This window comes from Clostridium sp. AWRP (assembly GCF_004006395.2).
Classification (GTDB): domain Bacteria; phylum Bacillota; class Clostridia; order Clostridiales; family Clostridiaceae; genus Clostridium_B.
The window spans coordinates 2489749-2514746 of sequence record NZ_CP029758.2; the positions used below are offsets into that span (position 1 = coordinate 2489749).

The following is a 24998-nucleotide window of genomic DNA, read 5'->3' on the forward strand; positions in this document are numbered from 1 at the left end:
TTATTTCAATCCAACTTCTGCAAACATACCTGGTTTTAAGCCCTTATTTTTACTATCAAAAGTTATTTTCACAAGTACATTTGAGCTTTGGGTATCCACCTTTGAATTTATAACAGCTATTTTCCCCTTAAATTCATCTTCTTCGGATAGATCAGGCACTTTTACATTTACACTTTGTCCAACTTGAATCTGGTTTAAAATATTTGTCGGCACATATGCATTTACGTACAACTTACTATTATCTACTATAGAAATAAGTTTTTTCCCTGGAATAACCATATCCCCTACATTCACATTTTTAGAACTTACCATACCTGAGATAGGAGCTGTAATAGTAGCATCTTTTAAAGAAGTTTGGGAATTCTTTAATTCTGCCTGAGCTTGAATCAATTGAGACTGATATTGGCTAACATCTGCTGTATTTAAAGGATTTTTTTGTGCATTATTTAAATTTGACTGCGCCGTACTTACAGCTGATTGAGCTTGATCAACTCTGCTTTGGAGATCAGAAGTATCTAATTTTATAATCATATCTCCTGAACTTACTTTTTTACCTAATTCAGTTGATATTTCTGAAACTCTTCCAGAAATATTGGACGTTACATCTACACTATTATCTGTAGTAATTTTACCCGCCATTATAAAAACATCCTGCTTATTTATCACACTTATACTAGAAGATTTAATGTCTTTTGTACTTTTAATAGTACTACACCCACTTAAACCTATCACTAAAATTAAACAAAATAAAATAGATTTTTTCATTTGGAGCCTCCCACAAATTATATTATTTCCAATTGTCTGAGTAACCATCATGTATGCCATCTTGAAGGTATTTCCAAACTACTATATCCCCAGTATGATATATCCACTGTCCACTGCCAACATTTGGTTTCACAAATTTGTTTTGACCTTTTTTTCTAACATAATAGCACCAACCAGATAGTCTTCCTGCTTTTTTTTCATAAAGACCATTTATAGCTGCAAAGTATATAGTGGAAACAGATCCGGTACACTTATAATTTATCTTAGCCTCATCTAAAAGTTTTTCCGTTATATACCCTACTGTTTGTCCATCCATATTATTTACATCTTTTCTTAAAAATACATTATTTCTATGTACTGTATCAATAAATTGAAAGGAATTATTTTCTTCTGGATCTCCTTGTTTAACAGTTATCTTTTCATTAGAATTTTTACTACTTGAATCTTTGTTACTTTTTTGCTTATTGTCAGAACTTGATGAAGATTTATTACCTATTTCTTGAGAAGTTGATTGCTTATTCATAAGGCTCTCACTATAAAGCCTTTCAGCCTTTATAGCAAATGTAAACATAATTGCACAAATAACAAAAGCCACTGCAGCTATAATATACTTTTTCTTTTTATCCACATCTATCATCCCCTTAATATATTTTATTATTATCCTAGACCTAATAAAAATATCTGCCAGGGAATCCACTGTCCCTGGCTAAATAAATAGTATAAAGCAATTTACTTGAATCTATATATGCATTTTCCTGATTGCCCCTTAAACATTCTATACGCTTCAAGTGCTTGAACCGCTTGTTCTGTTGCCATTCCATTATAGCCTGTTCCTTTTACATGACAGAATCCACCGCCTTCAACTTCATAACTTAAAATTGAGTCTATAGGTGTTTTCCCATTTTTAGTAAATGCCTTACTTGTTGGATCTATACCATTTGCACAAAGAGCTATTACAACTTGAGAAGCACTTTCACTGTTAGCTGTACCCCAAGATGAATATCCTCCATCACTAATCTGCTGAAGAGAAGAAAGTTTATCAAAAGCTTTATCTACTGCAGATTTTACATCTGGTTCATTAGTATAAGGTGCAAGAGATATAAGCGCCATAGCTGTCATATCAGGATCTGCAGTAACACCTCCATAAGACCACCCACCATCAATTGTTCTTTCAGCTAATATTTCTTTAACTAAACTAGGCCTACTGTTTACAGCATTTGATGGTATAGTAAAGTTTCCAGAATCAAGTGCTATAAGTGCAAATACATAAGCGTTTATACCTTGATCTGCCAATTCCTTATTATTATAAATTTTCTCTATAAAATTAAACCCATCAAAATTTGTAGGATCTTGTCCTATAGCCATAAGTGCCAGGGTAATTCTTTCATAGTCTGTAGGTTGATGTAGCATTGATTTATAATTCTTTTTAAGATTAGTCAAATAGCTTTCTGGAACTGTTTTACCATATTCTGACACTCCTAAAGCTTGCCACTCACCTTCCACTCCTTCTGAAAGTATTTTATTTATAGCTGAATCCAAAGCAGCATCTACAGTTGAAGAAGTTCCCTTAGATATTCCTTCAAGCTCGTCCAAAATTGAGTCCGGCACTACTGCAGTACTTCCTAAAGCTGTAAGCACTACATTACCTGACATATTAGATTTTATAAAATTTGAAGTATTGGCAGCAACACTTTTATAAACCAGTACCATAGGTGCAGATTTTTGTGCTGCAAGAGCTGAACCTGAAAGTGCATCTGCAAATTCATTTCCACTAGGTCCATCTCCTTCTGCTATATATACATGACTAAACTTAAGATCTGATTTAAAATTCTTAAGTATAGCAAGATTTGTTTCAAATCTTGTAGCCCCTCCTAATCTCTCTGCATTTGGCAATACACTTTTTACACTGTCTCCTATAGAAGCAGTTCCACCCACTACATAAGTCTTTTTTACATTGTTATTTTTTATATAATTACTTACTTCACTTGAAAGATTATCACTTCCAGACAAAAGTATTGGCATACCTTTACTTGCAGCTATAGGCGCTATAGAAAGACTATCCGCATAACCATTTCCTGAGGCAACTACAATACTATCTGCATTACCAACTTTTTGGGCTATCTTCACTGAAGTTTCATATCTATTTGTTCCTCCAAGTCTTTGTATATCACTTATTCCAAGACTTTTTAATTGAGCTACTATATTTTCAGATAACGAAGCTGCTCCTCCAATTAAAAATACCTGAGTTGCTTTAAGTCTTTTTATTTCACTCATAATGTTATCACTTAATGCATTCTGTCCTGAAAGAATTATTGGTGCATTAAGCTTCTTAGCAAGAGGTGCTGCACAAAGAGCATCTGCATAACCATACCCTTGTGCTAGAACAACTGTATTAGCACCATTCGGCCATCCATTTTGACTTATTTTAAGTGACGTTTCAATTCTATTACTTCCATAGATTCTATCCTTAACTATAGTTCCACTGGTAGAATCTTTTGAAGCATCTGCCATTGTAGTTACTTCAAAACCAGACATTGCAACACTTAATGTACACAAAAATACAACTAATTTACTAACAACTTTTTTCATATTTTTCCCTCCAAAATTATTTATTAAAAACTACTTTTCCCCCAATCACCTTCATAACCATCGTGAATTCCATCTGCAAGATACCTCCAAACTATTACATCGCCACTGTGCCATGTCCATTGTCCACTTCCTACATTAGGTTTATGAAATGCATTGTCGCCTTTTTTCCTCATATAGTAGCACCATCCAGAAAGTTTTCCTGCTTTTTTCTCTTCAAGTCCATTTATAGCTGCAAAATATATTGTAGATACAGAACCAGTACACCTATAATTTATTTTGGCATTATCTAAAATTCTTTCTGTTATATATCCTACATTTTGTCCTTCCATACTACTATCCACATCTTTTGCAAGTATCATTTTATTTCCATGGACTGTATCAATAATTTGAAAAGTGCACTTACTCTTAGGATCTTTAGCTGTAACTTTTACGATACCATCTGAAGTAACAGTAGAAGGATTAGTTGAATTTTTAGATTTAGTATCTTTATTAATTTTATTAGTGGATTTTGCTTGCTCTTTTTGTGAGGCTATTTGTTTATTTGTAATAACATTTGAGTATATTTTATTTGCCTTAAGTCCTAAAATAAATAGTCCTACAAAGATGATAAAGGCCACTATTGCTACAGCATATTTTTTTTTGCTGCCCTTTATATTCATAATTTATGTCCTCCTTATATTATTTTATATAACTTATAATAAGCTTTCTCTTATAACGTTGAAATACAGGCAAAAAACTGCCATAAAATATTATTGAAAATATAAAGGAACTCCCTCCATGAAGTACATCAAAAGTCAGTCCAGATACATATCCTCCTATAAACGTCCAAAAATTTAACGGTTTTATAAATCCAATTACATATTGGAGATCCATAATCCAATCAAACATAAATCCAAATAAGAAACACACTACTGAAAATTTAAAGGCAGATACCTTTTTTCCTCTTTTGCCCCAAAAGCCTGCTATAATTCCTACAAGTCCCCAAGAAAACATTTGCCATGGGGTCCATGGCCCCTGCCCAAAAAATATATTTGACAAAAATGCTGTAGTACTCCCAACCAAAAATCCTTCGTAAGGTCCAAATACAAAACCGGTCAATGCAACAAGAAACGTAACAGGCTTTACATTTGGTATGGGAGCAAAAGCTATCCTTCCAACAGTAGCAAAAGCACTTAATGTAGCTATAATAGCTATTTCCTTCGTACCTGCATTGCTCTTTTCAAAATAAAAATAACTCATAAATAATATAACAAATACACCTATCATACACATAGATGAAACACCAGTTTGAAAATCACTTTTTACTGTAAGTGCCATAAGCACTACAATTATAATAGCAGTAATTATAATTATTAATTTCTTCATACTACACACCTTCTAAGTGCATCTTCTAATGTAAATATATTTTTATCTTTATCTCTAAGCAGTTTATTAATTGATGTGGTATAAAATATTCCATCTCCAAGCACTTTTTCCTTACTACCATCTGCTACAATACTTCCATTAAACATAATCATATACCTTCTACAAAATTTGCTGGCAAAATCCGTATCATGGGTTACAAGTATAATAGTAGTACCCTTTTCATTTAAATTCTGAAGCAATTTCCCTAACTTATCCTTAAGCTCACCTTCAAGTCCTCGTGTAGGTTCATCTAATAAAATTATTTCAGGACGTAAAACAAGTATACTTGCTATTGCTACTCTCTGACGCTGACCACCGCTTAAATCTCTAGGGTTCTTCTCTCTCAATTCATATATTTCAAGTTCCCTTAACACATTTTCAATTGTATCTTCATCATATATGCCATAATTATCCATAGTGAATTTAATCTCTTCGTAAACACTATCTTTTGATAAATAGTCATTTGGATTTTGGGATACATATCCTACGTGATGTGCCACTTCTCTTATATTCATTTTTTTTACATTTTTATCATAAAGCTTTATTGTGCCTTCATAATCCTTAAGTCCCATTATGCATTTTAAAAGAGTACTCTTTCCTGCACCATTAGCTCCCATTATACTTATGAATTCTCCATTTTTTATCTCAAAATTTAAATTTTCTAATACTTCCTTATTATCATATTTACAATTTAATTTTTTTGTAAATAATATAACGGATTCATTTGTTTCTTTGTCAGCTGCCTTTTCTTCATTTTTCAAACTGAAGTCAGTATTTAAAATTTTTACCCGGGCATCTTTGAAATCTTTAGGCATACTTTTAAAATTATTTTTTTTAAAAAATTTAAGATAATCTGGCATAAACATAAACTGCCTTTCATCACAGTTATAATAAAAATCCTTTTTATCATCAAACAATTTTAATTTTCCATCATTCATAATAGCTATAGAATCTACAGTATCAAACCATCTATTTACTCTTTGTTCTATAACTATAACCGTTATTCCAAGTTCTTCGTTTATTTTTTTAACCAAATTAAGCATTTCTTCTGCAGATGATGGATCAAGCTGTGAAGTAGGCTCATCCAAAATTATACATCTTGGCATATATACAAGTGCAGAAGCCACTGCTACTTTTTGCTTTTCTCCTCCAGATAGGGAAGTTACATCTCTATTAGCTAAATGAAGTATTCCAGTAAATTGAAGTGCCTCATAAACTCTCCTCTTTATAACATCTTCATCTGCACCTACATTTTCAAGTCCAAAAGCTATTTCTCTATGTACTTTATTCATCATAAGCTGCCTTTCAGGATCTTGAAAAACCATAGTTATATTTTCTGCTCTATCCTTATGGCTCATATTTCCTACATCTTTTCCATCTATTTTTATTTCACCGCCTATGGTTCCCCCATAAAAATTAGGTACTGTGCCAATAATAGCTCTAGCAAGCGTTGATTTTCCTGAGCCTGATCTTCCTGCTATAAGAAGGAAATCATTTTTTTCAAGGGACAAATTTATATCTTTTAATGACCTTTTCTTTTCCAATGGATATGTAAAATTTAAATTATTTATTTCTATATACGACATAACTCGTCTCCTCACTATTAAAAATTATTGTAAATGTAATAATTGCTATAAAAACAAAAATTACAGCTATTCCAATATTAAAAAAGTTTACACTACTTACGCCATCATATATATTAAATTCAACCCACTTTTTAAACTGAGATATACCAAAAAATATCATAAGAGCAATACTTAAAGCTATTACTTTCCAATCCCTAACTTTAAGTTCCTGTCTCTCATACACACTTCTATGACCACTCAAAAATCCTCTAACATAAGCAGATTCTCCTATATCAAAAGACCCTTCCATGGAATCTTCCAAAAGCACTGACATTACAGGTACATAGCTTGATGCTTTTTCTTTGGCCTTTTTCTTATTAAATATTACTCCCCTTATTTCATAAATTTCTTTTAAATTTTTAAATCTATCTTTCATAGTTGGAATAAGCTTAAAACTTATCATAAGCATTAAAGTAGATTTAGGCATTATAGAAGAAAAATACGAAACCGCTTCATCTGAATCAATCATAATTTCAAGTATAAAAAAGAGATATATCATAGCTAAAAACTTAAAGCACATAACTACCGCATAAATTATAGCTTCTAGCGTAAATCTTTTGTGAAAAAGATAAAAAAGAGTAGTACTTCCTGAACTTACAAAAAGCATATTTATTCCTATTATTAAAATAGCAATTGGAATAAAATAATAGAACCCTGTTTTAAATCTGTGCTTTTCTTTGCAAAATATTATAATGGGAATAATAAACACATATACGGAAGCAAGTACCACTGGGTTATCTGTAGAAAATATAATTATCATCATGGAGAGAAACACTAAGGAAACTGTAAGTACATGATACTGCTTAAAATCTATATAACGTTTGACACTCTCCTTTTTAGATAAGAATTTAATTTGTTCATTATCATTAGTCATTTTGGGCTTCACTTCCTTTAACTGCTTAAAGAATGGCTGTAAAATCCAGCCACTCTTTAACATTTTTATAATTCTATTTTACAGATATATCTGTACCATCATAAAGAGGATTCATTGCATCCATGGAATCCCAAACAAAAACCTTTAATGTATATTGTCCGGATGTTGGTAACTTCATCATGTCAGTTAAAGTAGTTGAATCACCACTTTTAATAGGCTGACTTGAAACAACATAGTCTACAAATTTTCCAGTGTTATCATATAGTGCCAATATTAATGATGCAGAACTATCTTCAGAAGATATATTTTCTGCTTTTACGCTTACCACCGCATCATCTCCAACTTTAAATGAAGTTGGAATTGTAACTGGTGCTATTTTTACCGGCATATTTTTAGCAGGATTTACATTATATCCTCTATACAAAGATCCTTTTCCTGCCTTAAACATATTATAAGCATCTAATGCTTCAAGTGCTTGATCTGTACCCATACCATTATAAGAGGTAGAATCATGTCCAAATCCATCTTTTGTCTTTGTAGCAAAACTCAATAACCCATCCATTAAGTTCTTACCGTTTTTTACAAATCTACTGTCATTAACAGGATCAACACCATTTGCACAAAGACCTATTATAGTTTGAGAACAACTTTCACTATTTTTTGTATTCCAAGATGCATAACTTCCATCAGCTTCTTGAATCTTTGACAATGCATCTATCGCTGCATTTACGGCATCACTTACTTTACTCTGAGATTTATATGGTGCCAGAGCTGAAATTGCCATACCTGTCATATCAGGATCTGCACTAGTACCACCATAAGACCATCCTCCATCTTTAGTTCTACAATCCAAAATACTGTCTATAAGCTTCTGTCTTGTCCATGTTGCACCACTTGGTACAATAAAATTACCAGCATCCATTGCTATAAGACCAAATACATAGGCATTTATACCTTGATCTTCCATACGATCACTATTATATATTTTTTCTATAAGATTCTGTCCTGCTATATTTAGAGGATCTCCTCCACATGCAAGTACTGCTAAAGTAAGTCTTTCATATTCAGTAGTCTGTCTCAAATCCAATACTCCGTCTTTTGTATGATCTTTAACTCTTTGAGTCAATGAGTCTAAGTAATTACTAGGAATACTTGTACTCTTGCCCGCTCTTTCAAGTCCAAAGGCTGTCCAATCCCCAAAATTTTCAGTTAATTGAGATTTATTTGAACTTATACCATTTATAAGATTTGTTATAACTTCTGTATAAGCCTTGCTATTATCACTTTGAACAGTTACAGTACAAACTGCTGTTTTTTGACCATCCTCTGTTGTTGCCGTTATAGTTGCTGTTCCTTCTTTTACTCCTGTCACAACTCCATTTTTATCTACTGCTGCTATATCTGTTTTATCACTTGTCCAGCTTACATTTTTATTTGTTGCATTATCTGGCTGTACTGATGCATTTAACTGCAGAGTCTTTCCGACTATCACCGTTCCTGTTTTATCAAGAGTAACACCTGTTACTGATACTGGTGCTGGCGGTGTATCACTTCCACTTACTGTTACAGTACAAGCTGCTGTTTTTTTGCCATCTTCTGTTGTTGCTGTTATAGTTGCTGTTCCTTCTTTTACTCCTGTTACAACTCCATTTTTATCTACTGCTGCTATATCTGTTTTATCACTTGTCCAGCTTATATTTTTATTTGTTGCATTATCTGGCTGTACTGATGCGTTTAACTGCAAAGTCTTTCCTGCTGCTACCGTTCCTGTTTTATCAAGAGTAATACCTGTTACTGGTACTGACGGTGTATCACTTCCACTTACTGTTACAGTACAAGCTGCTGTTTTTTGACCATCTTCTGTTGTTGCTGTTATAGTTGCTGTTCCTTCTTTTACTCCTGTTACAACTCCATTTTTATCTACTGCTGCTATATCTGTTTTATCACTTGTCCAGCTTATATTTTTATCTGTTGCATTATCTGGCTGCACTGATGCGTTTAACTGCAAAGTCTTTCCTGCTGCTACCGTTCCTGTTTTATCAAGAGTAATACCTGCTACTGGTACTGACGGTGCATCCCCAGTTACTGTCACAGCACAAGTTGCCAATTGAGGAGTATAGTTAATTACAAAATGTTTTGTATTATCTATAGAAGCTGCAGTTATAGTTGCTTTACCTGCCTTAAGAGCCGTAACTTTACCAGTTTTATCAACTGTTGCTACTTTTTCATCGCTGCTGCTCCATATTATACCTTTATCAGTGGCATCAGAAGGATTAACCGTAGCTGTAAGAGTGTCAGATGCTCCTCCATCTAAGTTCAAGCTCTCCTTATCAAGTTTAACTGAATCCACGTCTCTAAAACCTTCCGTATCCCAAGCACCAACAACATAAATCCAGTGTATTTCTTCACCATCCATATTGATATATTCTGCACTTAACCCATGATCTGGGAAAACTCCATTTACACTGTATTTCCATCCACTATCGTTATGACGCTTGTTTCCATCTTTATCCGGTCCTTGTGGTCTATCAAACTCTGTTTCTCCATCTATACTTGATACATAACTTCCACTAGCATTTGCAAATTTTATTCCCTTGTTCTTTAATGTTCTTTCCAACAGATCTTTAACTGATTCTCCTTTATTAGCCTCTAGATTTGTTTCATTCAGTATATTTCCTTTATATCCATCAATTATAAGAGATACATGTATTTTTTCTGGAGTACCATCAGCAAAAACACTTGCGGTGCCACTGCCTATAATACCCACAATCATAAATAGGGATACTACAAGGCACATGAACTTTCCCTTTAATTTTGTCATATTCATATCTCACCTCACATTTTAAAATTATTTTACACTAAATTGTGGTACGTTTACCTTATCAGTACTGGAAGCCTTTATAACTCCTGTATAATCTCCAGATGAAAGATTTGTACTTAAATTCATAGCTCCATTTGAGCACTGATTTACATAAACTAAGTTACCTTTGCTGTCATACAAATTTATAGTAATGTAATCATTATTGTATTTGCTGCTTCCGTCTATTTTTATAGTTCCATCTGTTTTCTCAGTGATAGTTAAATTTAAACCCTGGTTCTTAGTTCCATCTATTGTTACAAGTTGTGTATCATTTTCAGGTGGATTATTTCCTCCACTGCTTCCTCCTCCTGAAACAGTTATTGTTTTCTCAACAATTCCACCATCTTTTTCGGCAGTTATCTTATGGGTTCCTGGATTATTTATAGATATAGTTGCATATCCATCTATATCTGTTTTTGCCACTTCTTGTCCATCTACCTTTACACTTACATTGTAGATTCCCCTATATACTACCTGTACCTGTAATTTAAAAGATTGTCCTGCTTGAATTGTAGTTGGTATTTTATGTAACTCAAGAGGAATTGCTCCCGAATAATTAGGTGCTACTAGTGAATGCCAATCCCACTTGTGATAGTCAAAAATCAGTGTATCTCCTGGATATGGATATACATTAAGTGCTCCAACTGGTGTAATATATCTATTGGCAGTTTGTGGAAGATTACCTGTTGTAAGACCGTGACCTTTATCCTCTTTAGCCATTACTCCATCTTTATATATAAACCAGTCTATACCAAAATAACCTGCCTGCCTTTCTGCAATAGGCATATCCTTAAGAAATACATTTAATATATTTGGAGAATTTGAAGGATCTTTCAGTTGTATACCGTTTATAAATCCCGGTCCTTGAAGTTTAGTTATAGCAGCTACCTTTTCTAAATAAGTCCATGAATTTACATTGTCCTTATTTTCTTTATCTGAACTCTGCGTAAATGGTAAATTGCTGGTGTCCATATCAAAGGACTTTAGAATTTGCTTTCCATTATCCTTAGTTATTATTAACTTAAATTTTCCTGTAGTAGCTGCTGTAGTGCTACCTCCAGTAGTAGTTGGAGTAGTTGACGCAGTTGGAGCAGTTGGATCTCCTATGCCAGCACTAGGAGTTTTGCCATTGAATAAATCTTCGATACCACCTAAAACTGCATCAGGAACTACTAATGTACCCCCTAAAGCCGTAAGGACAGTATCTTTGGACATATTTGATTTTATAAAGTTTGCAGTATTAGTACTTATTGTTTTATAAATAAGCACTATAGGTGAACATTTTTGAGCTGCAAGAGCTGACCCTGATAAAGCATCTGCAAATTCATCACCATTTGTTCCATTTCCCTCTGCAATATACACATCATCAAATTTAAGATCAGATTTAAAGTTTTCTAATATAGCAAGGTTTGTATCAAATCTTGTAGCTCCTCCTAATCTTTTGGCATTTGGTAATAAATTTTTTACATTATCTCCTATAACAGCAGTTCCACCTACTACATAAGTATTTTTTATGTTCATACCTTTTATATAATTGTTTACTACATCTGGAATACCAATACTACCAACTAAAAGTATCGGCATTCCTTTACTTGCAGCTATAGGTGCTATAGAAAGGCTGTCTGCATAACCATTTCCTGAGGCAACTACAGCACTATCAGTACTTCCAATACTTTTTGCTATTTTAATTGAAGTTTCATATCTATCTGACCCGCCAAGTCTTTCAGTATCCTTTATTCCAATACTTTTAAGTTGAGCTGTGATATTATCTGATAAAGAACCTGTTCCCCCTATTACAAATGCCTTTTTAGCTTTAAGTCTTTTAAGCTCAATTATAGTACTGCCACTTATTGAATCTTTGTTGGAAAGAATTATAGGTGCATTGTTCTTTTTAGCAAGTGGTGCAGCACAAAGTGCATCCGCATATCCATACCCCTGTGCTATAATTACTGTATCTGATCCATTTTTCCACCCACTTTGACTTATCTTGAGTGAAGTTTCTATTCTATCACTTCCAGAAAGCCTGTCCTTAGTTATTGCTACGCTAGTATCTTTACTAGATGAACTACTTTTAGTAGAGTCAGCATATACATTAGATCCAAATCCAGATACAGCTATACCAACTACAAATAAAAATACAATAAGTTTGCTTAAAATTTTTTTCATGTTCTCCCCCCTAAATATAAAATTTATTAAGTTAAATATCACTTAACAGGTATTTCAATAATATCTGAAAGTGGATTCATCGAATCATCACAAACAAAAGCTTTTATTTTGAATTTACCATCTGCTGGAATTCTTATAGTACCTGTAAGGATATCAGAAGATCCATTTTTTATACTCTTCTCTGCAGATGAATATTTTATAATTTTATCTGAATCATCATACAATGCTATTTTAAATTTAACTGACACATCCTTACTTGAAACATTTTTAGCATTTATACTGATTTTTGCATCCTGACCCAGATTAAAGCTTCCATCCTCATTAGAAGTCTTTGTAAGGTTGGTTAATTCTATCGTTTTATCTTTTAAATCTTTATCATTAACATTAACACTGCAGACTGCAGTTTTCTTACTATCGTCTGTAGTTACCGTTATATCTACCTTACCCGCTTTAAGTGCTTTTACCTTACCATTTTCATCAACTGAACCTATAGTAGTATCACTACTTGACCAAGTTACGTTTTTATTGCTGGCATTGTCTGGATTTACAGTAGGTATCAACTGGAACTCATCCCCTACTTCCAAATCCTTGCTTGATATATCAAGAGTTACACCCGTTACATCCACTTTTTTAGTTACAGTTATATTACAAGTTGCTGTCTCTTTTCCATCTTCTGTAGTAGCCGTTATTACTACTGGACCCCCTGCACTTACTCCTGTCACTTTTCCATCTCTATCCACAGTTGCTATACTAGTATCACTACTTGCCCAGGTTACATTTTTATCTGCAGCATTGTCTGGCTGTATAGTTGGTACAAGTTTAATGCTATTTCCTGCTGATAATGTTTCATCAGTTTTGTCCAATGTTATACCTGTAACAGAAATTTTTGGAATTACAGTCAATTTGTACTCGGCCTTTATAGTATTATCATCATTAGAAACAGCAGTTATAGTTGCAGTTCCTTCTTTTACTCCTGTTACCGCTCCTGAATAGTCATTAAATACCCTTGCCACATCTGAATCACTACTAATCCATTTTACAGTCTTATATGTAGCATTTTCTGGCTGCACATGTGCAGTTTCACCTAAATATATACAACTTCCTACAACTAAAGAACCTTCTGCTTTATCCAAATTTATCGCTGTTATTGGAACTTTTTCACTTACAGTTATGGTACAAGATGCACTTTTTTGACCATCTTCTGTAGCTGCTGTTATAGTTGCTGTTCCTCCTTTAATCCCTTTTACAATTCCATAATCATCCACAGTAGCTATATTGCTGTCACTAGTAGACCATTTTACATTTTCATCTGTAGTATTAACCGGTTGTAAAGTTGGAACTAACTGCAATACTTGTCCAGCAAGCAGCGTTCCTTGACTTTTATTTAAGGTTATTCCCGTTGCAGGTACTTTAGGATTCACTACAACTGTATATTCGGCTTTAACACTATTATTGTCTTGAGAAGTTATAGTTATAACTGCTGTACCTGTTTTGATTGCAGTTATAATACCAGCATCACTTACAGTTGCTATACTAGTGTCACTGCTCGTAAAGTTAACATCCTTATAAGTTGCATTTTCTGGATTTATATGTATATTAGAGGTTAGATCAAAAGTAGATCCTTCTATTAGAGTTCCCTTAGTTTTGTCCAATTTTATCTCCTCTACAGGGTTTTTAGGTACAACAGTTACTGAACACGATTCCGTAACGCTGCTGTTATCTTTAGATATTGCAGTTACAATAGCTGTTCCCGGACTCTCTGCAGTAATCAATCCAGTGCTCCAATTTACTGACACAGGTCCACCAAAAGGTGCTGTCCAATTTACATTCTTAACCGTAGCATTATCCGGTGCTACAGCAGCATTTAATTGAAGAGTTTGACCTTCTACTAGAGATACACTTGTTTTATCCAGTTTTATCCCTGTTACAGGAATATTGGGTGTTACCGTAACTTCACAAGAAGCCGCTACATTACCATCAGAACTTTTAGCTGTTATGATAGCTGTACCTTCTTTCACTCCTGTAACTACACCACCAAAATAACTTACGGTAGCTATTGATTGATCACTGCTTGACCAATCTAAATTTTCGTCAGTAGCATTTTCGGGTTTTACAGCTGCATTTAATGTAATACTTCCCTTTACTCCTACAGATGCACTTGTTTTGTCCAAAGTAATTTCTGTTGGCAGAACTACCGGTTTTACAGTAACTACAAAACAATCCTTAATACTACTTGCTCCTCCATCTGCAGCAACTGTTACAACTGCAGTTCCTGCTTTTAACCCTTTAATATTATTACGACTATCTATAGAAACTACAGATGGATCACTAGTCGAAAGTTTAGGGTAAGCAGCATTTGAAGGTTCCCTTTTTATAGATATATCGCCACTATATATAGTTTGACCTTCTACTACGGTATAATCTTTAGATTTATCCACAGTCAATTTAGTTGTCTTAGCATATATAGCTGGCAGCCAACAAGTTGCTGATTTATTTTCATCTTCTGAAGTAGCTTTTATGGTTACACCCCCAGGAGCATCTCCGCCATTTATAGTTACTTTTCCATCCTTATCCACAGATGCAGCAGCATCATTACTACTGGACCAAATAATATTTTTATTAGTGGCATTGGCTGGATATACTTTTGCTGTTAATTGAATAGTACTTCCCTCTATTAACTTTGTCCTATCATTTATATAAGATGGAGTTATACTTACACTAGTTACATGTACTGCACTATCTGCAAAAACTGTAATGCCTTCACTACCAATCATGCCTAGTATCATAAACATTACCGTAACTACTGCTACACTTTTTAACTTAAAATCTTTCACATTCATCACTCCTTAAATATGTATACAACAAAATGTACAAATCATTATTTCAAACCTTCCCTCCTATAAATACTATGAACTATGTAATCGTAGCCAAAAACATAATAAAAAAAGAACCCTAAAAGGGTTCTTTTTTTTACATATATTATATAACATAGTTTAAGCAATTGATAATTCTACTTAAACTACTTAATATCTCCCCCTCCGAAAGAATTAACAAAACATCAGGCAGGCTTCCTGGCTCAGATTCATTCTACTTCCCTGTCTTCCCAGATATATAACTCCAGTGACATAAATAGGGTTTCGTCCTCCATACAGTAACGGTGGGCTGCAGTGCTTATTACACTTTTCCTTTTAACTATTTAACTAACAGCACCTGACATCAAATATTAAATTTTTATGTCTTTTATGTTAAGTATATGTCATACATTTTTAAAAGTCAACACCAATATATGAAAATTTATGCTATTATAGTATATTTATGAATATTATGTACTTAAACTTATACAAAAAGGTATTTCAATACAAATTTAAAAATTCCAGAATCTTTACGACAATAGAACAGTAACCTTTTATAAAATGAAATCAGCTCATTGTAATCATTATCTTTTACAACTTTTCCTCCATAGTTAACTTCTGTAAAGGCATTAGTAATTTGTATAAAATTAAAATTTTCAAAGTAAATTCCACTTTTAATATTATTTAACTGACACGCAAATTCTAACGGCGTATCACTAATTATTTTCTTATATCCAAAAGCAGATAAAATTTTTAAAATTCGATAATATAACTGAATAACCTGATGTTTTCGATCAGTTTTTAATAAATTTTTATACCACATAACTCTAGACAATTTTTTAAGTATAAAAGTTAACATAATTACTATTAAAATAGCAACAATAATTGATATAATAGAAATCTTTTTTAAATACCTTATTGTTTTAACTTTACTTGGTCCCTTTTTCTGTAAACTTTTTTTAGGGGTTGATGCAGAATTAGACGCCCCAGAATTAACTTTACTGTTATTTCCATTATCTTTGCGTCGGGCAATATTTTTATCCTCATGGGTTGGAGATTGCTGGCGAACATTTTGTCTAGACTGCTGAACAGACTTCGGTGGTGCACTTACAAGTGTCGCAAATCCATACTCCTCAGCTATTTTCAAAAAAGTTGGATTAGAAAGTATAGCTGGCTTTTGTACAGGAAAATTTGCTGTTTGTACAATACTATACCCCCCGACAGAAGCTGCCATACAAGTTAAGCAAAAAATAAAAGCCATCACTGTATAATAAAAAGGTCTACTTTTTTTTGCATGTGAAATTTTTATGGTATTATAATAAAATTCAAATGCAAACAGAACTGTAGTGCTTATAAGGAAAGCCACTAAAAACACCCACTTAGTTTCATATGCTAAAACAGTCAGTGCTGAAAATATCATAATACCCACTATAAATAAAGTAATCAAAGCCCATCTAAATTTGGATGCTATAAAAGTAATAATGGCCGTAATAAAAATAATAATATAAAATGCATACGAATATTCAAAATTCTTTAAATCCGAGAAAATTCCAGCATCTCCTGCTAAAATCATACATACAACAGCTAACACAGCCCACACAAATAAAGAAATCATACTAGATTTCTTAGAAAAAAAACATAAATTGAGTATACACAAAGGGACTGCAGAACATAAAACAACGCCTGCTAAACTAGATGTCAACAAAGGGTCAATAGTGAACGCTGGAAATATATTTTCTACAATAGACACAATCATAATTTCTGTTAACAAATATTCTATGCCCTTACTTATCCATAACACATTCTTATGCATATTCTTTCACCTCACTACTCTGTAATTCATCTGCAGAAGAGATTACAAAATAATTGACTTCAGAACTTGTTAAATCATTAAGCATTGATTTTTCATCATCACTAAAATTTTCTTTTTTTGATTTAGGACTAATATAAAATAGATATACCTTTTTCCTAAGCATTCTAGCCTCTATTAAATATTCAACTAATGTTCCATTCAAATTTGGTGTACAAACTATAATTACATCCAGCCCATATTGCCGTGTTGCATTATCTTCAAACATTTCCACCAATTGATTATCATGTACTGGAGAAATCCCTGAAAAATTTAGAATCATATCATCCATATCTAACCGATTTCTTGGCAATAATGTTTGTGCACTTCCATCTTTATTGTAAATTAATTCAACACACTCTTTTTGACCAAGCACATAATTGGCTACTGAGTAAGCCGTTTCTACAATGCAGTCATAAATAGATAGTAAAATTTCATTTGAATAAGCTTTTGCTTCAAAATCCATATAAACGCTAACACCTTTACTTGCGTAACTTTCAAATGTTCGAACCATATACTCCCGAGTATGTGCAGAAATTTTCCAATGAATGTTCTTTATAGGATCACCTAGCATATATTGCCTAACACCACTATAATCATCTGATTCCATCTTAGACTTTGACACTGACAAACTAATTTGTTTTCCTGCTACATCATAGAAATCCAAATTATCCACATCAAAACAATGGGGTTTTACAGTAATATAACTTTTGTTAAAATCTTTATAAGTCAAATAGAAAATTCCTAATAAATCATAAATACGTACAGAAGAAATTCCTGCCTCATAAGTTCCAAGATGATTAAATTTTATGTCAAAATTAAATGTTTTTTTTTCTTTTGGACTTAGAGTCGTATTTATATCGTTTACTTGTGAAACTTGTCCAAATAAATTATTTCTATAAAAACGGAAAGTAATTCTAGAACATGCCAAAAACCACTTATTTTGTATAACAACAGAAAATTGTTTTTTCATATTTCTCTCGCAGCTCATATTATTTACCGGCTGCAAAAATACAATAGCTTTTCGTAGGGCTAAGACATACAATAAAGAAAATACACTTGCCATTAAGAAAAAAATACACGGCAAATATCCAAAGGGATTTTTCAGATAAAATCCAGGTAAAAGTAACAAGAGCAGTACTACTATATAAGAAATAATCTTACGATACATTTTCTATAGCCTCCTCATTCACGTAGATCCAATACATCTATTTTTCATCATTTTTTATAATAGGTACAGCTACCTTTTCCATAATTTCCTGAAAAATTTGAGAATCTGTTCTCTTTTTAGTTTTAGCCGCATGGTTCAGAACTAGACGATGAGGTAATACATAAGGTGCCATTCTTTTTACATCATCTGGCAGTACAAAATCACGTCCCATATAAAATGCATAAGCCTTACTCATTTTATACAAAGCAATAGACCCACGAGGACTACTTCCAATTAAAATTTCAGGGTGATTTCGTGTTGCTTCTGAAAGTTCAATGATATAATGCAGCACCAAATCATCTACATGAACCTTCTCTGCCTCATCACGGACTTTCAAAATATCTTCACCCGAAGCCACTGATTTAAGAGTTTTTTTAGCTTTGGATCCCTGTGATACTACACGCATTTCTTCCTCAAGACTTGGATATCCCAATGAAGTTCGTACTAAAAAACGATCAATCTGTGCCTCAGGAAGAGGATATGTTCCTAAATATTCAACAGGATTTTCAGTGGCAAATACCATAAATGGCTCATCCAATACATAAGTATGTCCATCTACTGTAATCTGTTTTTCTTCCATAACTTCCAAAAGACTTGATTGTGTTTTTGGTGAAGCACGATTAATTTCATCTGCAAGTACAAAATTACTCATTGCTGCACCAGGCCGAAATTCAAATTTGCCAGTTTTCTGATTATATATAGAAAAGCCTGTAACATCAGATGGCATAACATCAGGAGTAAATTGAATTCTTTTAAATTTACATGACACCGAACGTGATAATGCTGAAATCATACTTGTTTTTCCAACACCCGGAATATCTTCAATAAGAACATGTCCCCCACTTACCAATGCTAATACAATAATTTCAATAGCCTGCCTTTTCCCAATAATTACTTTAGAAACGTTATCAATTACCCTATTGATAGTATTCCTACAACTCTCAGGATTATTTTCTGTAAAAAGTTTATTTGCATTTTCCATAGTAAAGTCCTCCTTTATGCACACTTTTAATAATTGCTTATGAAACCTCATACATTAATTAAATAAAACACATGATAACCCATCTAAATAAATCTTATTAAAAACAAAAGAGCCCTGGTGGGCTCTTAATTTATACTTTAACTAACTGTTTATGCATATACTATAAACAGCTCTAATAAGTTATGTAATATCTTTCCCGCCGAAAGAATTAACAAAATAATAGGCAGGCCTTCTGACTCAGATTCATCTTACTTCCTCACCTTCCCAGATATATATCCAGTGGTATACTGAGGTTTCATCCTCCATACAGCAGCGGTAGGCTGTAGTGGCTTATTTCCACTTTTCCTTTTAACTATACTATCCAATAATAGCACCTAATATTAAATATTAACTTTTTGTAGATTATTTTGTAGATTATCCAGTATTTCAAAACTAATTATAAGATATAGAATTCACAAAGTCAACATCATTTCAATCTATAATGAATTATCTTCGATTTTTTGGAAATTCTACTTAAAAATTGTCATTTCTATTTTGATTTAGTAGAATAATTTGTTATAATTAATTATAATTAGAATAGTTTTACTATAGGGAATTTGATTAAAATTCAAGTTTATGTTCAAAAGTATGTCAAAATAAAAAGCCAAAAAAAGGAAAGAGATGGTTATAAAGATGAAGATCATTCGAAAGTGTTTCATTATTTTACTTGCATCATCTGTTATGATTTTATCTTCCTGTGCACCAAGTCCGGTGGTTCGCGTTGTTTCACCTAATGCAAAAATCGTAGCACAGCAAAAATTAAAATCTTCCCAAATGGATCTAGCAAAAAAACAACAGTCAAATGATGACTCATCAAATGATTCAAGTACACAAAATAAAATTTCAGACAATGGTAAGTCTAAAATATCAAGTGAAGGACAACCAGGTAGTGGCGCTACTCTAGGTCAATCCGGTACAGCAGCCATAAATAGTAAAAGTCAAAGCAGTAATACCGGTGCAAGTAACACTCAAAATAATACTCAGCCTAGCAGTTCTGGTAATAACAGCTCTAAGGGTACAGGAGAGGGTTCTAACAATGCTGGAGGTACTTTTTCACCTGCAGGAACTCAAACAGCAAGCATTGATGGTGAGGAAAGGCAAATTCCTAAAAATGTAAGAAATGTTGCAGCTGCAGGAATTTATGCTGATATGGTGGAAATGTTAGGTGGTACACTAGCAGCAACATCTCAAGATAATTTAGACAATAATATGTTTACTGGTGTTTTTAAAAATGCATCAAGTGCAAAACCATATATGCCTGTTTACGGACAAGCAATGACAACTACACAAGCTAAAGAAATAGTTGATATTCCTGCTGATCAGAGGCCACAAGTAGTAATATGTGACAACAATACCTTTAGTGGAAGTGGTAAATCAGCACAAGACATATTAACTAACGCAAAAATTCAAACTTTTTCTATAGAGGAAACATCCTCTTCTGATGTGGACAATACCAATTTTAATTCTGATCCCTATAAAATGATATTACACAATGTTTATTATTTTGGAGAAATGCTGAAAGATAAGTGTACAACTAATGACGGGCAATCTACAGTACCTGCAGATAAAATGGCAGAGGAATTTAAAGACTATTATGTTAAAAATATTGACGGTGATTCCTCTTCTCTTCACAGCAAATATCCTTACACAAGTGAATCATCTAAGAGTAATTCCAAAATTGAATCTTATGGTCACAGACATTTTACTTTTTATGCAGATAAATTTTTTGTCTCTACTGGAACAGATGTTACTGATTCTGTTGACAATTATAATAAATATAATTCAAATCTAGATGCAATTAACAATATCACATCGAAAGTAGTGTCTGAAGGCAGTTCCGGTACTACATGGAAAACGCTTTCTGACAATATAAATTCTGGATTTAGATATTCCTATGTACAACTAGAAGGAACAAATAGAAATTTATTTAAAAGTGCACTGCAGATGATAAATATAAAATATCAGGATCCTCTTTCTTATCATAAACCTGATTCAAATAATGCAGTTGAGGTTGGGCCTGGAATGTATGGAGCCTGGGAAATGCTAACAGATACAGATAACGTAATTGTAACAAGTACTACTACTTCTGATAACAAATATACTGTTAGACTTCCTGAGTATGCATCATATTCAATTTCTGGCGATAAAACAGTTGCCTTTGCAGAAGAAAAGCTTCATATACAACCAACTGGAATACACTCCTGGATGAGTGGGTCACCTGAAAGTGTACTTGAACCATTGTGGCTATCTACTGTATTTTATAGTAATGATACATCTGTAGATATAAAACAAGCAGTAAAAGATTTTTACAGCAAATTTTATCACCATGATTTAACTGATGAAGAGCTTAATAAAATTCTTAAACTATAATATCTGTAATCCGAGAATATCCACAGATTTGTGTAAAATAGAAACGATAAAAATTACTATAGGATTAAGTTCCTGTAGTAATTTTTATTTTTTAAAAAATGAGAACATCCATAGGTTTGGATACTTCGATTCATTCTTAACTCACAGCCTTCTTCCTCACAATTCTTCCAAGATTCCCTTTGCAAATCCATCTCCTCAATAAATTAACTTAGCAAACGCACCGAAAATCTTTCACTCTTCCGAATGAGAGATTTATTTTTTTAGACAAAAAACTGTCGCACTAATTTTTTAGTGCCACAGCCTCATCTATGCTTACATTGTACAACCCTAAGTACGTTCCATCTATTATGTTACTACTTAACTTGGAAGTCTGATATGCTTATCTTATCTGTACTTGAAGCCTTTATAACTCCTTTATATTTTCCTGAGTCAAGTATAGTACTTAAATTCATAGGACCTGTAGTCTGCTCTATATATTTAAGATTACCCTCTTCATCATATAAAGTAATGGTAATATAATCAGTACTATTTTTACTATTAGCTTGTATTGTTATAGACTTATCTGCTTTTTCAGTAATAGTCAAATTAAGTCCTCCATTGCTTTTTCCATCAATGCTTACAAGTTTATCCTCTTGTATAGTATTACCTCCACTGGATCCTCCACTAGATCCTCCACTGGATCCTCCTTGATGTACCGGATTAGGATTAGGATTAGGATTTGGTTTTGAATTGGAATTTTTATCATTATATTCCTTAACAACACCGCTGACAACTGTATCAGGGACTACCATAGTACCTCCTAACGCTGTAACGACTGTTTTTTTAGACATATTAGACGCTATAAAATTTGCACTATCTGAGGTCATATTTTTATAAATCAACACCAATGGAGCTGATTTCTGTGCTGCAAGAGCTGCACCTGAAAGGGCATCTGCAAACTCATTTCCATTGGGGCCATCTCCTTCTGCAACATATACATTGTCAAAATTAAGATCAGATTTAAAACTCTGAAGTATAGCAAGATTTGTATCAAACCTTGTGGCACCTCCAAGCCTCTCAGCATTTGGTAGTGAATTCTTCACATCATCTTTAATAACAGCAGTACCACCTACTACGTAAGTTTTGCTTACACTTTGTCCCTTTATATAGTTTTCAACTACATCTGGCATACCGTCACTTCTAGTTAAAAGTATTGGCATACCTTGGCTTGCAGCTATAGGTGCTATGGAAAGACTATCTGCATAACCGCTTCCAGAAGTAACTACAACACTACTTACACTTCCAAGTTTCTGTGCTATTTTTACAGAAGTTTCATATCTGTCTGCCCCACCAAGTCTTTCAGTATCCTTTATTCCAATACTTTTAAGTTGAGCTGTGATATTATCTGATAAAGAACCTGTTCCTCCTATTACAAATGCCTTTTTAGCTTTAAGCCTTTTAAGCTCAACTATAGTACTGCCACTTATTGAATCCTTACTAGAAAGAATTATAGGTGCATTATTTTTTTTAGCAAGTGGTGCAGCACAAAGGGCATCTGCATAACCATATCCCTGTGCTATAACTACCGTATCTGCTCCATCCTTCCATCCATTTTCACTTATCTTAAGTGAAGTTTCTATTCTGTCGTTTCCAGAAATTCTATATTCAGTTACAGCTGAAGTTGAATTAGTATCTGTATTAGCAGGAGTGGTTGAAACTGCCTCTGCACCTACACTTCCCCCTAATCCTGATACTGCAATACCTAATACAAATAAAGGTGTAATAACTTTACTAACAATTTTTTTCATATTGACCTCCTTAAATTAGTCGTAAACTAATTATTATATATAATTTTATTACCAACTTATTTCACAACCTGGTAATAAATATTTTAAATCCCACTTAATATCATAAGCTGTGTCCATTGTATATAACTAAAACTATTTTAAGTTAGTTATTTACCTGTATCATTAATTGGTATAGTTATGACATCAGAAATAGGTCTCATATCATCTAAATTATTCCAAACAAATGCCCTTATTTCATAGTTGCCTTGTGTTGGAAGTTTCATACTACCCGTTAAATCAGCTGAATCCCCTGCTGCAATATTCTTATGTGCGGATACAGAACTTATAAACTTATTATTGTCTTTATTAAACAATGACAATATCAATGAAGCTTCTTGAGTCTCCGTAGAATTATTTTTTACATTTATAGATATTTTAGCATCATTTCCAAGTTTAAACGTTGTACCTTTTGCCAAATCGGTAGTTATCTGCATGGATTTATCTTTATCTTTACCATTATCAGTCACAGTCACACTACAAAGTCCACCGTAAGTATCATCACTGGCTTTTGCATAAACATATGCTGTTCCCGGTTTTACTCCTGTTACTTCACCTTTATCTGAAACTGTTACCACACTAGTATCACTACTTCCCCATGTAATAGTTTTATCAGATGGAATTTCTGAAGTAACAGCCTTTGTTTCGCCAACTCCTATGGATACTTCCCCTGGTGACAATTTACCGTCCTGGCCATATAGTAATACTGTAGTAGAGGGACACCCTATACTTGTAGTATCTTTGGATATAAGCTTTGTACCTGTCATATCAAGTATAGAAAGTCCTGTACAGCCTGAAAAGCAATCATCTTCCAGTGTGTTTGTGCTGCCTTGAACCTTTACACACTTAAGTGAAGTACAATTTTGAAAGGCAGTTTTTCTTATAGATAAAACTGAAGCCGGTATTTTCACAGAAGTCAATCCTGTGCAGCCTGTAAAGCAGCCTATAGGAATAGCCTGTATTCTCTCTGGTAAATCTATAGATGTTAAATTCTTGCAGTCTGAAAATGCAAACATACCATAACTTGCCATAGTAAATAATTTTATTCCTGTACATCCACTGAAGTTCAAATTCTTTGGTGTTGTCCAGTCAAAATATTTTTTATTAAATCCATTATATGTTATAGCTGTATTATTGGATAAATTTATAGATGATACTCCTGTAAGATATTTCATTACATCCATATCACTATCTTTAATATCTAAATTTGATAGATCAATTGATCCTTTTATTGATGCAAGGTCAGCTGACGTCAAATCTCCTGTATAATCACTTCCTTTTCCTGCTGCTTGTGCAAGTTTACTCTTCAGCTTTACATTATTAATAACAATAGATCCCTGGCTGTTATCTGTTGTAAATCTTTGTGTTTCACCTGCCACAGATGTATCTGTATTAGAGGTTTCTGCATAGACACGGTTCAAATTCAATGAATCTACTGCAGTAAATGTCATGGAACATACCATAGAAACACAGATTATCATTTCAATTTTCCTTTTTAACATTTATTTCATCATCTCCATGTATATAATTAAATTTCTACATAAGTATTAATTATTTATCCTGTCCAATAAATATACTTATAATATTTAG

The 24998-nt window shown here is 33.1% G+C and carries 16 protein-coding genes and 2 riboswitches; of the genes, 1 reads left to right on the top strand and 15 read right to left on the bottom strand.

The features are described from left to right. The 13 genes from DMR38_RS11500 to DMR38_RS11560 all read right to left on the bottom strand — a co-directional run bounded on the left by DMR38_RS11500 (nt 1) and on the right by DMR38_RS11560 (nt 19176). On the bottom strand, nt 1-765 hold the full coding sequence (locus tag DMR38_RS11500; RefSeq protein WP_127721457.1) for an efflux RND transporter periplasmic adaptor subunit: 765 nt from the start codon (nt 763-765) through the stop codon (nt 1-3). Between the two features lie 22 nt (nt 766-787). Further along, nucleotides 788-1402 carry a DUF4430 domain-containing protein gene (locus DMR38_RS11505; RefSeq protein WP_243124287.1) on the bottom strand — a complete coding sequence of 205 codons (615 nt, stop codon included), beginning with the start codon at nt 1400-1402 and terminating at the stop codon, nt 788-790. Nucleotides 1403-1494: 92 nt separating this feature from the next. Continuing rightward, nucleotides 1495-3354 carry a cell wall-binding repeat-containing protein gene (locus DMR38_RS11510; RefSeq protein ID WP_127721459.1) on the bottom strand — a complete coding sequence of 620 codons (1860 nt, stop codon included), beginning with the start codon at nt 3352-3354 and terminating at the stop codon, nt 1495-1497. 23 nt (nt 3355-3377) lie between these two features. After that, nucleotides 3378-4013: a DUF4430 domain-containing protein gene (locus tag DMR38_RS11515; RefSeq protein ID WP_175412991.1), complete on the bottom strand. Its 636-nt coding sequence runs from the start codon at nt 4011-4013 to the stop codon at nt 3378-3380. 19 nt (nt 4014-4032) lie between these two features. After that, nucleotides 4033-4719 (bottom strand): ECF transporter S component, encoded by a 687-nt coding sequence (locus tag DMR38_RS11520; RefSeq protein WP_127721460.1) that lies wholly within the window; start codon nt 4717-4719, stop codon nt 4033-4035. Beyond that, nucleotides 4716-6344 (bottom strand): ABC transporter ATP-binding protein, encoded by a 1629-nt coding sequence (locus DMR38_RS11525; protein ID WP_127721461.1) that lies wholly within the window; start codon nt 6342-6344, stop codon nt 4716-4718. Before DMR38_RS11525 ends, DMR38_RS11520 begins: the two co-directional genes overlap by 4 nt. Then, complete coding sequence (locus tag DMR38_RS11530) at nt 6322-7320, bottom strand: energy-coupling factor transporter transmembrane component T (RefSeq protein ID WP_243124288.1); 999 nt, start codon at nt 7318-7320, stop codon at nt 6322-6324. Before DMR38_RS11530 ends, DMR38_RS11525 begins: the two co-directional genes overlap by 23 nt. 10 nt (nt 7321-7330) lie before the next feature. Then, nucleotides 7331-10084, bottom strand: a complete 2754-nt coding sequence (locus DMR38_RS11535) for an Ig-like domain-containing protein (RefSeq protein ID WP_127721462.1) — start codon at nt 10082-10084, stop codon at nt 7331-7333. A gap of 21 nt (nt 10085-10105) precedes the next feature. Beyond that, nucleotides 10106-12283 carry a cell wall-binding repeat-containing protein gene (locus tag DMR38_RS11540; RefSeq protein WP_127721463.1) on the bottom strand — a complete coding sequence of 726 codons (2178 nt, stop codon included), beginning with the start codon at nt 12281-12283 and terminating at the stop codon, nt 10106-10108. Nucleotides 12284-12321: 38 nt separating this feature from the next. Beyond that, nucleotides 12322-15117: an Ig-like domain-containing protein gene (locus DMR38_RS11545; RefSeq protein ID WP_175412992.1), complete on the bottom strand. Its 2796-nt coding sequence runs from the start codon at nt 15115-15117 to the stop codon at nt 12322-12324. Between the two features lie 209 nt (nt 15118-15326). Next, a riboswitch (cobalamin riboswitch) is annotated at nt 15327-15512 on the bottom strand. A 107-nt stretch (nt 15513-15619) separates the two neighbouring features. After that, nucleotides 15620-16948 (bottom strand): hypothetical protein, encoded by a 1329-nt coding sequence (locus tag DMR38_RS11550; protein WP_127721465.1) that lies wholly within the window; start codon nt 16946-16948, stop codon nt 15620-15622. Next, nucleotides 16941-18155 (bottom strand): DUF58 domain-containing protein, encoded by a 1215-nt coding sequence (locus tag DMR38_RS11555; RefSeq protein WP_127721466.1) that lies wholly within the window; start codon nt 18153-18155, stop codon nt 16941-16943. The genes DMR38_RS11550 and DMR38_RS11555 overlap by 8 nt, the downstream gene beginning before the upstream one ends. Before the next feature lie 37 nt (nt 18156-18192). Further along, the gene (locus DMR38_RS11560; protein ID WP_127721467.1) at nt 18193-19176 is read right to left on the bottom strand and encodes a MoxR family ATPase; all 984 of its coding nucleotides are present in this window, start codon (nt 19174-19176) and stop codon (nt 18193-18195) included. A gap of 204 nt (nt 19177-19380) precedes the next feature. Next, nucleotides 19381-19569, bottom strand: a riboswitch (cobalamin riboswitch). Between the two features lie 279 nt (nt 19570-19848). Between DMR38_RS11560 and DMR38_RS11565 the strand changes: the two genes are divergently transcribed. After that, nucleotides 19849-21585, top strand: a complete 1737-nt coding sequence (locus tag DMR38_RS11565) for a hypothetical protein (RefSeq protein WP_127721468.1) — start codon at nt 19849-19851, stop codon at nt 21583-21585. A gap of 353 nt (nt 21586-21938) precedes the next feature. Here the strand turns inward: DMR38_RS11565 and DMR38_RS11570 are convergent, their stop codons facing one another. Together DMR38_RS11570 and DMR38_RS11575 are read right to left on the bottom strand one after the other, a co-directional pair. Then, nucleotides 21939-23372 (bottom strand): cell wall-binding repeat-containing protein, encoded by a 1434-nt coding sequence (locus tag DMR38_RS11570; RefSeq protein ID WP_127721469.1) that lies wholly within the window; start codon nt 23370-23372, stop codon nt 21939-21941. 146 nt (nt 23373-23518) lie between these two features. After that, nucleotides 23519-24910, bottom strand: a complete 1392-nt coding sequence (locus DMR38_RS11575; RefSeq protein ID WP_127721470.1) for a leucine-rich repeat protein — start codon at nt 24908-24910, stop codon at nt 23519-23521. Nucleotides 24911-24998: the final 88 nt, after the last annotated feature.